Source organism: Anaeromyxobacter sp. (assembly GCA_016718565.1).
GTDB lineage: Bacteria > Myxococcota > Myxococcia > Myxococcales > Anaeromyxobacteraceae > JADKCZ01.
The window spans coordinates 443,985-457,146 of record JADKCZ010000003.1; the positions used below are offsets into that span (position 1 = coordinate 443,985).

Consider the following 13,162-nt stretch of genomic DNA (forward strand, 5'->3'; position numbering starts at 1 on the left):
ACCCTGTCTGCCCCCTCTCCCCTCCGGGGAGAGGCCAGGGGTGAGGGGGTACCCGCGTCCACCTGCGGCCCCTACTTCGCCCCCGCCAGCCTGGCCCGCAGGGCCTCGAGCACGCTGCCGGCGTGGGCGGCCACCTCCTCCGGCGCGGCGGGCTGGGCGTCGGGGTCCACCACCTCGTGGGCGTCCTTGGGCAGGTCGGCGAGGAAGCGCGAGGGCGTGCGCGCCAGCACCTGGCCGCGCTTCACCCGCTGGGTGGCGCGGGTCAGGTAGAGCACCTCGCGCGCCCGGGTGATGCCCACGTAGGCCAGGCGCCGCTCCTCGTCGAGGTCGCGGGCCTCGCCCTGGATGCCGGCGCAGGGCAGGAGGTCCTCCTCGAGCCCCACCAGGAAGACCACCGGGAACTCGAGCCCCTTGGCGGCGTGCAGGGTCATCAGCGCCACCCCGTCGTCGGCGGCCGGATCCTCCTCGTCCCGGCTGTCGAGCATGAGCCGCTGCAGCCAGGTCGCCAGCGAGGGGCGCTTGGTGCGCTCCTGGTACCAGTCGAGCGAGCGCAGGATGCCGTCGATGCCGTCCACCTTGCGCTGCCCGGCCTCGGCCGACTGCACGCTCAGGCGGGCCCAGGCGTAGAGGTCGATCTCGGCCACCAGGGCGCGGGCCGCCTCGGCCGGCCGGCCGGTCTTGAACCGCTCGCGGGCGCGCTCCACCAGCGCCACGAACTCGGCGATCTTCTCCGGCGCGCCGCGCGGCAGGCCGGGCGCCTCGGCGGCGCGGCGCAGCGCCTCGAAGAGGTGCAGCCCCTGCTGCACCGCGAAGGCGTGCACCTTCTCGAGGGTGGCGTCGCCGATGCCGCGCGCCGGCACGTTGACGATGCGGGCCAGCGAGGTCTCGTCCTCCGGGGAGAAGCAGACCTTGAGGTAGGCCAGCAGGTCGCGCACCTCGGCCCGATCGAAGAAGGCCGAGCCGCCGTGCACCTGGTGGGGCATCTGCGCCTCGCGCAGCGCCTCCTCCACCGGGCGCGACTGCGCGTTGAGCCGGTAGAGCACCGCGAAGTGGCGCCAGGGCCGCCCCTCGCCGCGCAGCCGGGCGATCTCCGAGGCCACGAAGTGGGCCTCCTCCTCCTCGCCCAGGCAGGCCGCCACCCGCACCGGCGCGCCGGGGCCCTCGGCGGTCCAGAGCTTCTTGGCCTTGCGATCGGCGTTCTGGCCGATGACGCCGTTGGCGCAGGCCAGGATGCGGCCGGTGGAGCGGTAGTTCTGCTCCAGCCGCACCTCCTTGGCGCCCGGGAAGTGCCGCCCGTAGCGCAGGATGTTCTTCACCTCGGCGCCCCGCCAGCCGTAGATGGCCTGGTCGTCGTCGCCCACGGCGCAGACGTTCTGGCGCGTCCCGGCCACCAGCTTGAGCAGCTCGAGCTGGCACAGGTTGGTGTCCTGGTACTCGTCCACCAGCAGGTGGCTGAAGCGGGCCTGGTACTTCTGCCGCAGTGCCGGGTCCTTCTTGAGCAGCTCCACCGGGCGGGCGATCAGGTCGTCGAAGTCCACCGCCCGCTGGGCCCGCAGCGCCAGCTGGTAGCGCGGGAAGACCTCGGCGGCGATGAGGTCGTAGTCGTCCCCCTGCCCCTCCGGCCGCGGCACGATCTTCTTCTGGAGGGCGTTCTTGGCCTTGGAGATCTGCCAGAGGACGCGGCGCGGGTCGAAGGCCCGGTCGTCCACCTTCACCTCCCGCATGCAGCGCTTCACCAGGGCGGCCTGGTCGCCGGCGTCGGCGATGGCGAAGCGCCTCGGGAGCCCGGCCGCCAGGTGCTCCTCGCCGAGCAGCCAGAGCCCGAAGGAGTGGAAGGTGGAGACGAAGACGTCGGCGCCGGGCGGGCCGGCCAGGTGGGTGACCCGCTCCCGCATCTCGCGCGAGGCCTTGTTGGTGAAGGTGACGGCCAGCACCTGCTCGGGGGCGACGCCCTGGATGAGCAGCCAGGCCACCCGGTGGGCGATGACGCGGGTCTTGCCTGAGCCCGCCCCGGCCAGCACCAGGAGCGGCCCCTCGGTGGTGACCACCGCCTCGCGCTGGGGCGGGTTGAGCGTCGAGAGGTCGATCATCGCGGGGAGGCGCCTTGTCCCATGCCGCGCCGGGCAGGACAAGACTTGACAGGGCGGCGCACCGCACCCGCCCGCGGCTGTCCCGCGCCCACCCCTGTGCCGCCGCACCCCCGGTTCGCCGCCGACCCGGGGGGATGACCCGCGGATCGGCCTCGTCGACCCGGTTCCAGTGACAGGACGGGGGCTTGCGCACACCCGGCCTGCGGCAGGACGCCCCGCTTCGCCCTGGCTTTCGATTGGGCAAGGCCGTTGCAGGGGCTGGTGCTCCAGCACCGTCGATGGCACCGAGGGGGACGATGTCCTGCACACAGTCGAGCACCTGCGCGGTGGTCAAGCTCTTCACCGGGCGGCCCTCGCTGCGCATCTGGAGCGACCGCTACTGCGACGGCCGCTTCCAGTCCTGCGCTCGCTTCTCCCTGGCGGCGCGCGGCGAGGCCCCACCCCACTGGCTGCTGCCGAACGGGCGCTCGCTGGAGGCCCAGGCCTCGGGGAGCTGCTGAGTCGAGCCCGTGCGAGCGCACCACCGAGAGGGTCACGTGCCGGAAGCCGCGCTGCTGTCCCAGGTCTTCGAGGCCTTCCCCGCCCCCACCTTCCTGGTGGACGACGACGTGCGCGTCCACATGGCCAACCGGGCGGCCCGCGCGCTGCTCGGGCCGGGGGAGGACCTGGTGCGTGGGCTCCTCAAGCGCGGCGGCGAGCTGCTCCACTGCGTCCACGCCACCGACCACCCCGACGGCTGCGGCCGCGGCGCCCACTGCGGCGACTGCGTCCTGCGCGGCTCGGTGGAGGCGGCCTTCGCCACCGGCGGCGTGGTGCGGCGCCAGACGCGGGTGGAGCTGCACCGGGACGGCCGGGTGGTGCCGCTCACGGTGCTGATCTCCGCCTCGCCCATCGAGGTGACGCGGATCCGGCTCTGCGTCCTCACGGTGGAGGACATCAGCGAGCTGACGCAGCTGCGCACCGTCACCCCGGGCTGAGCGGGCTGCGGCCAGGCGCCCGGCCGGGGCCCACGGGCTCAGGCCAGGGCGGCCAGCGCGGCCTCGAGATCGGCCGGCAGCGGCGCGCGCGCCACCACCCTCCCCCCCGCCGGCGACGGGAAGGTGAGCCGCTCGGCGTGCAGCGCCTGCCGCCCGATGACCGGCGAGACCACCCCGTAGGTGGCGTCGCCCAGCACCGGGAACCCGGCCTCGGCCAGCTGCACGCGGATCTGGTGGGTCCGCCCGGTGTCGAGCGCCACCTCGAGCAGGACCGCGCCGCGCAGCCGCCGCGCCACCCAGAAGGTGAGCCGGGCCCGGCGCGGCGAGGCCACCAGGGTGGTGAAGCGGCGCGCGTCGTCGGGGCGGCGGCCATAGGGCGTGTCGAGCACCCCGTGCTCGGGGGGCGCGCCCCGCACCAGCGCCAGGTAGCGCTTCTCCACCTGGCCGGCCTCGAAGGCGCCCCGCAGCGCCTGCAGCGCCGCGTCGGTGCGGGCCAGCAGCAGGCAGCCGGTGGTGTCGCGGTCGAGCCGGTGCGCCAGCCCCGGCAGCGCCTGCCCCGCCACGTCGAAGTGGCCCAGGCGGGAGGCCGCGCCCACCACCGAGGCCGAGCGCGGGCCGGCCGGCTCCACCGCCAGGTCGGCCGGCTTGTCCACCACCAGGCAGGCCGGGTCGTCGTGCAGCACCGGCAGGGCGGGCCCGAGCGCCACGGCGGGGCGCGCCGCCGGCCGCTCCACCGCCACCTCCTCGCCGCCGTAGAGGCGCCGCAGCGGGGAGCAGGCCTTGCCCCGGATGCGGACCTGGCCGGCCTGGCAGAGCGCCCGCACGCCGTCCGCCGGCAGTCCGAGCCGGCGCACCAGCCAGCGGTCGAGCCGCTGGCCGGCGTCCTCGGGCGCCACCGTGATGGTCTGGGGAGGCATGCGGGGGCGGTCTACCACGGGCCGCCCGCCGCGACGCCCCCCCCCCCGCCTAGACCTTGCCGGCCCCGCCGGCCTCGTGGTGGGTGCCGTGGCCGCGGGTCAGGGCGCCCACCACCGCGCCGGCGGCCGCGCCCGCCACCGCGAAGAGGGCGGCCACCGAGGTCACGCCCAGCACCATCCCGAAGACGATGAGCGCCCGCACCGCGAAGGAGGCGCCCACCGGCGCGCCGAAGACCCCGCTGGCCAGCAGCACCCCGGCGTAGCCGCCGTAGAGCAGCGAGGGGAGCAGGCCCACCGCCAGGAAGGCCACCAGGCCGACGCCGGCGCCGACGAGAGGGAAGGTCTTCTTCTCGAGCTTGGTCGTGGTCGTCATGGCCGTCTCCTCTTTCGGTTCCGGGGCCGCCCAGCCGGCCTCCTGGTCCTCGGGAGTGCAGCCGGCAGGCCAGCCGACGGGCGCCGTCTTTCCAGGGGGTTGGCACGGCCGCTGTCGGGCCCTCCCGACGCGGCGCCGGGGTGCCCGACGCCCCTCACCTCCGGTGCGCGCAGGCGCACGACCCGGCCAGGGGCCTCGTGGCCGGGCCACCGCCCCCCCCTTCCCCACCGGCTTGACGGCATCCGGAGCGCAGGGTGGGATGGCCGGGATGCCGAGCCGGATGCGCGCCGTGGCCCGCGCGGTGGGCACCCCGGTGGTGGCCGCCGCCCGGTACGCCGTCCGGCTCTCCGCGCTGCTCGGCGAGGCGCTGCTGGTGCTGCTCGCCAGCGGGGGCCGGCTGCGGCCGGCGGTGCGCCAGGTCTTCCTGCGGCAGGTCTACTTCACCGGCGTCCTGGCCGTGCCCTTCGCCCTGGTGCTGGCGCTCATGGTGGCCGTGGCGGTGGCGGTGCAGGCCCACTGGTCGGCGGCGGCCGGCGGCGAGGTGCTCGGCACGCTGCTGGTGGTGGTGCTGGTGCGCGAGCTCGGGCCGCTGGTGGCCACGACCATCGTGGTGGCCCGCAGCGGCACCGCCATGGCCGCGGAGCTGGCCACCATGCGGGTGGACGGCGAGGTGGAGACCCTGGCCGGCATGGGGGTCGATCCCTTCGAGTACCTGGTGGTGCCGCGCCTGCTCGGCACCGCGGTGGCCCTGGCCGGCCTGACGGTGCTCTTCCTGGCCGGCACGCTGGCGGCCAGCGCCGCCCTCTCGCCGCTCCTGGGAGGCCCCCCGCCGTGGGCGCTGCTCGGGCAGGTGACCCGGGCGCTCGAGGCCACCGACGCCGCCGCCCTGCTCGCCAAGACGCTGGTGCCGGGCCTGGTCATCGCCGCGGTGGCCTGCCACGAGGGGCTCTCGGCCTGGCGCAGCACCACCGACGTGCCGCCGGCCGTGACCGCCACGGTGGTCCGCGCCACCACGCTGGCCTACGGCTGGAACACGCTGGTCTCGCTCTTCCTCTACCTCGGGTGAGCGAGCGCGCGGCCACCCTGGCGCCAGGCGCCGCAGCGGAGGCGGCCGCGCGGCCCTCCGGCAGGCCGGCCGTCGACCAGCCCGCCCTGGCGCCGTGCCTGGAGGCGGCCGGGCTGGCCCTCGACGGCCCGGACGGCGGCCCGCTGGTGCGCGGCCTCGACCTGGCGCTCCGGCCCGGCCAGGCGCTCCAGCTGCACGGCCCCACCGAGGCCGGCGCGGCGGTGCTGCGCGCCCTGCTCGGCCTGGCCCGCCCGCGTGCCGGCACGGTGCGGCTGCTGGGACAGGACCCGTCCGCGCTGCGGCGCCGCGAGGCGGCGGGGCTCCTGGCCCGCGTCGGCTGGCTGCCGCGCGACGGGGCGCTGCTGGCCAACCTGACGCTGCGCGAGAACCTGCGGTTGCCGCTCGAGTTCCACCTTGGTCACCGGGAGGGCGAGGAGGCCCTGGCGGCCCGGGAGGCGGCGGCCCTGGCCCGCTTCGGGCTGGCCGACGCGCCCGACGTCCGCCCCGAGCACGCGCCGCTGCCGGTGCGCCGCCGGCTGGCGCTGGCGCGCGCCGTGGTCCTCGACCCCGCGCTGCTGCTCCTCGACGACCCGCTCGACGACCTCGACGAGGCGGCCAGCGCCGCCCTGGCCGCCGACCTGGCCGCCTGGGCCGGCCACCCGGGCCACGCCCTGCTCGTCACCTCCCCCGACCCCGCGCTGGCCGCCGCCCTCGGCGCCCGGCACCTCGATCTCCAGGTGAACCCGCCATGAGCTCCGCCGCCCCGCTGCGCCACGTCCGCGAGGCCGTCGGCGTCTTCGTCCTGGTCGCCCTGGTGCTGCTGCTGGCCGCGCTGGTGCTGGTGGGCCGCGGCCGCGGGCTCTTCGACGAGCGGGCCGAGCTGACCGTCACCTTCCCGGCGGCCCAGGCGGCGGTGCTGCGCCCCGGGGTGCCGGTGCGGCTGGCGGGCGACGCGGTGGGCACGGTGGTGGCGGCCAGCCGCGGCGGCGGCCTCATCACGGCGCGCCTCTCGCTGGTGCGGGCCGCGCTGGAGGTGCTGCGGGCCGACGCCCGGGCCACCCTGCGGGTGCCGCTGGCCGGCCTGGTGGGCGAGCTCGGCATCGAGCTCGACCCGGGCGGCGAGCCGGCGCCCTGGCCGGAGGGGCAGGTGCTGGCGGGCGTGGCCGAGGGCGACCCGGCCGTCAAGGCGCGCGAGGCGGTCGAGCAGCTCCGCGAGCAGCTGCCGGCCGTGCTGGCGCGCACCCAGTCGATCCTGGACCGCAGCGACGCCATCCTGGGCGAGGTGCAGCGGGCCGGCACGGCGGGCCACGCCGACCGGCTGGTCCGGTCGCTCGACCGGCTGGCCCAGGCGGTGGAGCGCGAGCAGGCGGTCGCCAGGGCGGCCGGGGTGCTGGCCGAGGCGGAGGCCTTGCTGCGCGGGGTGCGGGAGGGGCGCGGCACCGCCGGCCGGCTGGTCACCGACGCGGCCCTCTACGACCGGACCGCCGAGGTGCTGGCCGACCTGCACGCCAGCTGGGCCAAGCTCGACGCCCTGGTGGGCGCCTCGGCCACCCTGGCCACGCAGGCCGGCGAGCTGGCCACGCGGGCGCGCGCCCGGGGCGAGGACCTGGAGGCGCTCTTCGGCCAGGTGCAGGTGCTGGTGCTGCAGGCCACCCGGTCGCTGGAGCTGGTCAACGAGCACTGGCTGCTGCGCGGCGCGGCGCCGGCGCCGGGCCTGCCGGTGCCGCCGGCGGTGCTCGACCTGCCGGTGGAGGACGACCCTCCGACCAGCGTGGCGCCGCGCGCCTCCCCGGCGGGGGTGTCGCCGTGAGGCGCACCGCCCTGCTGCTCGGCGCCGCCCTGCTGGCCGGCTGCGCCACCCCGCGCCCGCCGCCCGCCGAGCAGCTGGCCGAGCGGCAACGCGCCGCCGCCGAGACGGCGCGCCGCCACGACGACCCGCGCACCGCGGCCGCCCTCTTCGCCCGGGCCTCGCGGACCGCCGCCAGCGGCGACCGCCCGGCGCTGGCCGCCGACGCCGCCTGCCGCCACGGGCTGGCGCTGCTGGCCGCCGGCGACGCCGCCGGCGCCCTCGAGCCGCTCGAGCGCGCGGCCGGACAGGCCCGGGCGGCGGGCAACCCGGCGCTGGCGGCGCGGGCGCTGCTCGGGCTGGCGCGCGCCCGGCAAGTGGCCGGGTCCGGATCGGACGGCGTGGCGGGTGCCCTGCGCGAGGCCGGGGCGCTGGCCGCCCTGGCCGACGACCGGGTGGCCGGGGCGCTGGCCGAGGTGGGGCTGGCCGCGCTGGCGCCGCCCGACGAGGCGCGCCGGCGCCTGGCCGCGGCAGAGGCGCTGGCCGGGGCGGCGCCAGAGGTGGCCGGGCCGCTGGCCCTCAACCGGGCGCGGCTGGCGGAGCGGGAGGGCCACACCGCCGAGGCGCGCCGGTCCTACCAGGCCGCGCTGGCGCCGCTGGCGGCGGCCGACGACCGGGCCGGGCTGCTCACGGCGCTGCGGGCGGCGGCGCGCCTGGCCGGCGCCGACCCGGCCGGCGCCGCCCTGGCCGCCGACCTGCACCGGCGGGCCGCGGCGGTGGCCCTGGGCCTGGGCCGGCGCGGGGTGGCGGCGGCCGAGACCGAGGCCGCCGCCGAGGCCGCCGGGGTGGCGGCGGCCCCGGCCAGCCCGTAGCGCTACTTCACCGTGCCCGGCGGGAGCGGCCTCCCGTCGGCGTCGAGCAGCCTCGGGTCGCCGAGGCCCAGCGCCTTCAGGCCGGCCTCCACCTTGGCCCGGTCGCCCACCACCACCCAGACCGTCTCGGACGGCTGCAGCAGCCTGGCCGCCTCGGCCACGTCGGCCAGCGTGACCGCCCGGACCCGGTCGGCGTAGCCGGCGAAGTAGTCGTCCCCCAGGCGGAAGCGGACGATCTCGCCGATCGAGCCGGCCACCGCCCGGGCCGTCTCCCACTGGCCGGGCAGCGAGAGCGTCAGGTTGGACTGGGCGGCGTGGAGCTCGTCGGCGGTCACCGGCCGCTCGCCGCGGATGCCGCGCAGCTCCCGCGTGAACTCGGCCAGCGCCTCGGCCGTCTTGTCGGACTGCACCGGCGCGAAGCCGAGGTAGGGGCGGGGGCCCGAGGTGCCGAGCAGCACGGTGCGCGCGCCGTAGGACCAGTGCTTCTCCTCCCGCAGGTTCATGTTGAGGCGGGAGGTGAACTGGCCGCCCAGGATGGTGTTCATCACCTCCTGCGCCACGTCCGGTCCGGGGCGCCGCGGCGGCGCCACCGTGCCCATGAGGATGAGCGACTGGGGCGCGCCCGGCCGGTCGATGAGGTAGAGGCCGGCCGAGGGGGGCGTGCCCTGCCCGATGGGCTGCTTGGGGGAGCGGCCGGCCTTCCAGCCGGCCAGCAGCCGCTCCAGCTTCGGCCGGATCTCGGCCAGGGTGGTGTCGCCCACCACCACCAGCGTGGCGCCGCCCGGCTTGAACCAGGCCTGGTGCCAGGCGACCACGTCGGCGCGCGTGATGGAGGCCACCGAGGCGGCCGTGCCGGAGCCGGTGAGCGGGTTGCCGTAGGGGTGGGTCTTCCCGAAGATCAGCGCCGGCACCACCCGCATGGCCACCCCGTTGGGCTGCGCCAGCTCCTGCCCGATGGCGGCGGCCTGCTGCTTCTGGAGCCGGTCGAAGTCGGCCTGCGGGAAGCTGGGCTCGAGCACCACGTCGGCGAAGAGGTCGAGGGAGGCGTCCAGGTTGGCCTTGAGGGCGTCGAGCGAGACGGTGGTCTGGTCGAGGTTGGAGCCGGAGGAGAGGCCGGCCCCGAGCCGCTGCAGCGCCTCGGAGAGCTGCAGGGCGCTGCGGCGGCGCGTCCCCTCGTCGAGCATGTTGGCGGCCAGCTTGGCCGTGCCCGCCTTGCCGCCCGCGTCGGAGGCGTAGCCGGCGTCCACCACCAGGTCGAGGGTGACCACCGGGATCTCGTGGCGCTCGGCCACCACCAGCTCGAGCCCGTTCGAGAGGGTGGCGCGCTGCAGCGCCGGCAGCGCCGCCCCCGGCTGCGGGCCGGGCTCCGGCCGCCGGCTGCGATCCGCGCCGCCCGCCCCGGCCGCCAGCTCGGGGAACGGGGTCACGGTCATCACGTGCAGGCCGTCGGAGAGCCAGCGCCGCGCCGCGCCCTGGATCTCGGCCGGGGTGGCCGCCAGCGCCCGCTGCAGGCGCGCCCGGTAGGCCCCCGGATCGCCCCCGTAGACCTGGTTCTCCGCCAGCACGTCGGACTTCCCCCCGAAGCCGCCGATCCGCTCGACCCCGCGGATGAAGCCGGCCACCTGCTCGGTGCGGGCCCGCGCCACCTCGTCCTTGGTCGGCCCCTGGGCGATGAGGCGCGAGAGCTCCTGGCGCGCCGCCCGCTCCACGGCGGCGGGATCGCCGCCCGGCTTCACGGTGGCCACGATCATGAAGCTGGAGCCGAGCTCGCGGGTCCACTGGCCCGCCATGACGCTGGTGGCGATCTGCTCGTCGTAGACCAGCCGCTTGTAGAGGCGCGAGGTCTTGCCGGAGGAGAGCACCTGCCCGGCCAGGTCGAGCAGGTCGCCGTCGGGGGCGCCCCACTCCGGGGTGTTCCAGCTGAGGTAGACGCGGGCCTGCGGCACCCGGTCCTGCAGCTCCTGGCGCTGCTCCCCGGTGCGCTTGGCCACCCAGACGGCCGGCCGGTCGAGCGGGGGGCCCGGCGGGAGGTCGCCGAAGAAGCGCTCGACCCTGGCCTTGACGTCCTCGGGCTTCACGTCGCCCGCCACCACCAGGGTGGCGTTGGAGGGGCCGTACCAGGTCTTGAACCAGGTCTTCACGTCGTCGAGCGAGGCGGCGTTCAGGTCCTCCATCGAGCCGATGGTGGTCCAGGAGTACGGGTGGCCCGGGGGGTACTGGAGCGGCGCCATCAGGTCGTAGACCCGCCCGTACGGCTGGTTGTCGCGCTGGCGCTTCTCGTTCTGGACCACCCCGCGCTGCTCGTCGAGCCTGGCCTGGTCGATGGCGCCGAGCAGGTGGCCCATGCGGTCGGACTCCATCCAGAGCACCGTGTCGAGCGAGGCCACCGGCACGTTCTGGAAGTAGTTGGTCCGGTCGGTGTCGGTGGTGCCGTTCATGTCGGTGGCGCCGAGCCGCTCCAGCACCTTGAAGTAGTCGTCGTTGAAGTGCTCCGAGCCGTTGAAGACCAGGTGCTCGAAGAGGTGGGCGAAGCCGGTGCGGCCGGGGCGCTCGTTCTTGGAGCCCACGTGGTACCAGACGTTGACGGCCACGATGGGCGCCTTGTGGTCCTCGTGCACCACCAGCGTCAGCCCGTTCTGCAGGCGGAAGGTGGTGAAGGGGATGTCCGGGATCTCCTGGGCGGGCGCGGCGGCGGCGGCCAGGACCAGCGCCAGGGCGAGCGCGAGGCGGGTGGGCATCGGGGGCTCCTCTCGAGGGTGAGGGCGGATTCTAGGGGGTGTCCCCCCCGAAGGCGCGGCCCGTCCGGGGATCCCCTGACCGGTGGCCACGGTCGTGGGACACCTGGCCTGGACCCGGAGTCGTATGATGTCCGTCCTGGGCCGCCTCCCGCGGCCTCACGGAGGACCGCCCATGAACCTCACCCACTCCCTCGTCGCCCTCGCCGCCTCGCTCGCCCTCACCGCCTGCGGCGGCACGGTCGACTTCTCCATCGAGAAGGACCTCACGGTGGACTCCACCGTCAACGCAGGCAGCTCGCTGGCGAGCTACGACCTGTCGGCCGAGGCCGGCAGCGCCTGGAAGCAGCGCAACAAGATCGACTCCCTCTCCATCGAGGAGGCCACCGCGGTGGTCTCGGTGGTGGACGGGGGCAACACCGCCACCGCCGTGAGCGGCGAGGCCTGGCTGCTGCCCGAGGGCGCCAGCTCGCCGACGGCCGCCGGCAGCGTCCGCATCGGCACCTGGACGGCCGAGCCGGTGGTGGTCGGGAACACCATCGTGCTCGACCCGACCCCGGAGCTGAACGGCTTCGTGCGGGACGCCTTCAACGGGAACGGCCGGTTCTCCATCTACGTGGCCGGCAGCGGCGCGGAGGGCGCCCGGGTCGCCTGCACCCTGCACGTGACGCTCGGCGCCAAGCTGAAGTGGAAGCTCTTCTGATCGCGGTCGGACCCCCCCGTCGCTGACCCAGGGGGCTGCAGAACCTGCCGTGTAGGTGCCCGGGCTCCTCGTGATCCCGGGCACTTGCATTTCGGGGCCTCCGGCCCGGTCCTTGCTGAATGGCCTCCCGAACGCCGCGTCCGGCGTCGTCGCCAGGAGTCGCCATGAACCAGGCTGCAGCCCAGATCGAGGTCGCCCAGGCCTCCCTCGTCCAGCGCACGCAGAAGTACCAGGACGCCGCCACCCTCAGGCTCATCGAGGGCATCTCCTCGGGAGGCAGCCAGGTGGAGCTGGCCACGCCGCCCGCCTCCAACGTGCCGCCGGTCCACCCGGTCAACGCCGCGCCGCGCGAGGGCAGCAGCATCCACGTCATCGCCTGAAGCGGGTCGGCGGGGCCGCCGGCCCCGTGGTGATCCGCGCCACACCAGGAGCGCGGTCCCCGCCAGGGCGGGGGCCGCGCTTCAGCGCTTCAGGTCGGCGGGCGTCAGCAGGGGGGCCACCCAGGGCGTCCCGCCCAGGCTGAGCGCCGCCTTCATCTCCGTCGACACCACGAAGGTGGGCTCGACCTGGAGCTCCGCGGTCTCGAGCAGGGCGGCGGCCACCAGGCGGGAGATCTGGTCCGCCAGCGGCGGCGCGCGGGACAGGTCCACCTCCAGGCCGGTCGCCTCCTGCAGCCTGGTGCGGATGGCGGCCCGCAGCCGGCGGGTGGCCACCTCGAAGTAGACCGAGGCGTCCTCCTCGTGGCCGCGGAAGGCGGCCAGCACGGCCGTGTCGCCGCCCGAGATGACGAGGTTGCGCAGGCAGTTGGGGTAGAGGAACTCCTTCACCACCAGCCCGTCGGGCGGCCGCGCCACGGCGCCGTCGAAGTCGCCGGTGCGGATGCGCCGCCGGGCGTCGCTGGTCCGCTCCGGGTCGTCGAGCAGGAAGAAGGCCGCCTCGGGCTGCAGGGCGAGGAGCCGCCTGGCCAGGGCGTTGGCGCCGACGAGGCCCCAGCTGACGCCGTCCACCAGCACCAGCCGGTAGGCGCGCTGGCGCGCCAGCGCCTCGGCCGCCTCCGGGGTGGCCACCGCGTCCACCATCACGTGGGGCGGCAGGTTGGCCCGCAGGATCTCGGCCGGGCCGGGAGCGGCGTCCACCACCAGCGCCCAGGGCGTCTCGGCCACCAGCTGGTCGGGCGGCAGGCCCAGGGCCCGCGCCAGGGCCGCGTGGACCTGGCGGGGATCGAGCGGCTTGCACACGTAGTCGACCCGGCCCAGCTTGATGACCGCCGCCAGCAGCTTGGTGTCGGAGGCCCCGGTGACCAGGATCACTGGGGTCTGGTTGCCCCACTGGCGCAGGAAGCGGAGCATGGTCGGCCCGTCCAGCACCGGCATGTGCAGGTCCAGCAGCACCAGGTCGTAGCGGGTGGCGCCGCAGCGGCGCAGCCCGGTGGCGCCGTCCTCGGCCTGCTCCACCTCGAAGCCGAAGGGCTCCAGGAGCGACTCCAGGGAGGCGCGCACCGCGGCGCTGTCGTCCACCACCAGGACGCGCCGCGCCTTGCCCTCGCTCACGCCCGACCTCGTCCACCCGACATGGCCCCGATCTCTTCCACGCGCGGTGACTGGACGCAAGCCCTCGGGGCGGAGCGTCGGGGGCCCGCCTCG

General features: G+C 76.3%; 13 protein-coding genes. 8 read left to right on the forward strand and 5 right to left on the reverse strand.

The window, feature by feature from the left end; genetic code table 11:
- Positions 1-71: 71 nt before the first annotated feature.
- On the reverse strand, positions 72-2,090 hold the full coding sequence (locus IPO09_12055) for a UvrD-helicase domain-containing protein (protein ID MBK9518063.1): 2,019 nt from the start codon (positions 2,088-2,090) through the stop codon (positions 72-74).
- Positions 2,091-2,386: 296 nt separating this feature from the next.
- On the opposite strand from IPO09_12055, the gene IPO09_12060 reads away from it, so the two are divergent.
- Together IPO09_12060 and IPO09_12065 are read left to right on the forward strand one after the other, a co-directional pair.
- Complete coding sequence (locus tag IPO09_12060; GenBank protein MBK9518064.1) at positions 2,387-2,590, forward strand: hypothetical protein; 204 nt, start codon at positions 2,387-2,389, stop codon at positions 2,588-2,590.
- 36 nt (positions 2,591-2,626) lie between these two features.
- Positions 2,627-3,067, forward strand: coding sequence for a PAS domain-containing protein (locus IPO09_12065; GenBank protein ID MBK9518065.1), 441 nt, complete (start codon positions 2,627-2,629; stop codon positions 3,065-3,067).
- A 38-nt stretch (positions 3,068-3,105) separates the two neighbouring features.
- Here IPO09_12065 and IPO09_12070 read toward each other — a convergent pair whose 3' ends face one another.
- Entirely contained in the window at positions 3,106-3,984 is an 879-nt protein-coding gene (locus tag IPO09_12070) for an RluA family pseudouridine synthase (GenBank protein ID MBK9518066.1), read from the reverse strand.
- A 49-nt stretch (positions 3,985-4,033) separates the two neighbouring features.
- Positions 4,034-4,357: a hypothetical protein gene (locus IPO09_12075; GenBank protein ID MBK9518067.1), complete on the reverse strand. Its 324-nt coding sequence runs from the start codon at positions 4,355-4,357 to the stop codon at positions 4,034-4,036.
- 268 nt (positions 4,358-4,625) lie between these two features.
- Between IPO09_12075 and IPO09_12080 the strand changes: the two genes are divergently transcribed.
- From IPO09_12080 to IPO09_12095, 4 genes are read left to right on the forward strand one after another with little or no spacing between them, the layout of a single operon-like run.
- A complete protein-coding gene (locus tag IPO09_12080) occupies positions 4,626-5,423 on the forward strand; it encodes an ABC transporter permease (protein ID MBK9518068.1) in 798 nt (265 codons plus the stop codon).
- Complete coding sequence (locus IPO09_12085; GenBank protein MBK9518069.1) at positions 5,420-6,175, forward strand: ATP-binding cassette domain-containing protein; 756 nt, start codon at positions 5,420-5,422, stop codon at positions 6,173-6,175. The genes IPO09_12080 and IPO09_12085 overlap by 4 nt, the downstream gene beginning before the upstream one ends.
- Positions 6,172-7,233 carry a hypothetical protein gene (locus IPO09_12090; protein MBK9518070.1) on the forward strand — a complete coding sequence of 354 codons (1,062 nt, stop codon included), beginning with the start codon at positions 6,172-6,174 and terminating at the stop codon, positions 7,231-7,233. The genes IPO09_12085 and IPO09_12090 overlap by 4 nt, the downstream gene beginning before the upstream one ends.
- On the forward strand, positions 7,230-8,081 hold the full coding sequence (locus IPO09_12095; protein MBK9518071.1) for a hypothetical protein: 852 nt from the start codon (positions 7,230-7,232) through the stop codon (positions 8,079-8,081). Before IPO09_12090 ends, IPO09_12095 begins: the two co-directional genes overlap by 4 nt.
- Positions 8,082-8,083: 2 nt before the next feature.
- Here the strand turns inward: IPO09_12095 and IPO09_12100 are convergent, their stop codons facing one another.
- The gene (locus tag IPO09_12100) at positions 8,084-10,819 is read right to left on the reverse strand and encodes an insulinase family protein (protein MBK9518072.1); all 2,736 of its coding nucleotides are present in this window, start codon (positions 10,817-10,819) and stop codon (positions 8,084-8,086) included.
- 172 nt (positions 10,820-10,991) lie between these two features.
- On the opposite strand from IPO09_12100, the gene IPO09_12105 reads away from it, so the two are divergent.
- Both IPO09_12105 and IPO09_12110 read left to right on the forward strand, forming a co-directional pair.
- Positions 10,992-11,519, forward strand: coding sequence for a hypothetical protein (locus tag IPO09_12105; GenBank protein ID MBK9518073.1), 528 nt, complete (start codon positions 10,992-10,994; stop codon positions 11,517-11,519).
- Positions 11,520-11,683: 164 nt separating this feature from the next.
- Positions 11,684-11,899, forward strand: a complete 216-nt coding sequence (locus IPO09_12110; protein ID MBK9518074.1) for a hypothetical protein — start codon at positions 11,684-11,686, stop codon at positions 11,897-11,899.
- A gap of 81 nt (positions 11,900-11,980) precedes the next feature.
- Here IPO09_12110 and IPO09_12115 read toward each other — a convergent pair whose 3' ends face one another.
- A complete protein-coding gene (locus tag IPO09_12115) occupies positions 11,981-13,069 on the reverse strand; it encodes a response regulator (protein MBK9518075.1) in 1,089 nt (362 codons plus the stop codon).
- Between the last annotated feature and the right edge of the window lie 93 nt (positions 13,070-13,162).

Excerpts from the sequence above, each read along its gene's own strand:
- IPO09_12090 (MBK9518070.1), top strand. The coding sequence starts at position 6,172 with ATGAGCTCCGCCGCCCCGCTGCGCCACGTCCGCGAGGCCGTCGGCGTC.
- IPO09_12110 (MBK9518074.1), top strand. The coding sequence starts at position 11,684 with ATGAACCAGGCTGCAGCCCAGATCGAGGTCGCCCAGGCCTCCCTCGTC.
- IPO09_12080 (MBK9518068.1), top strand. The coding sequence starts at position 4,626 with ATGCCGAGCCGGATGCGCGCCGTGGCCCGCGCGGTGGGCACCCCGGTG.
- IPO09_12055 (MBK9518063.1), bottom strand. The coding sequence starts at position 2,090 with ATGATCGACCTCTCGACGCTCAACCCGCCCCAGCGCGAGGCGGTGGTC.
- IPO09_12070 (MBK9518066.1), bottom strand. The coding sequence starts at position 3,984 with ATGCCTCCCCAGACCATCACGGTGGCGCCCGAGGACGCCGGCCAGCGG.
- IPO09_12060 (MBK9518064.1), top strand. The coding sequence starts at position 2,387 with ATGTCCTGCACACAGTCGAGCACCTGCGCGGTGGTCAAGCTCTTCACC.
- IPO09_12100 (MBK9518072.1), bottom strand. The coding sequence starts at position 10,819 with ATGCCCACCCGCCTCGCGCTCGCCCTGGCGCTGGTCCTGGCCGCCGCC.
- IPO09_12075 (MBK9518067.1), bottom strand. The coding sequence starts at position 4,357 with ATGACGACCACGACCAAGCTCGAGAAGAAGACCTTCCCTCTCGTCGGC.
- IPO09_12105 (MBK9518073.1), top strand. The coding sequence starts at position 10,992 with ATGAACCTCACCCACTCCCTCGTCGCCCTCGCCGCCTCGCTCGCCCTC.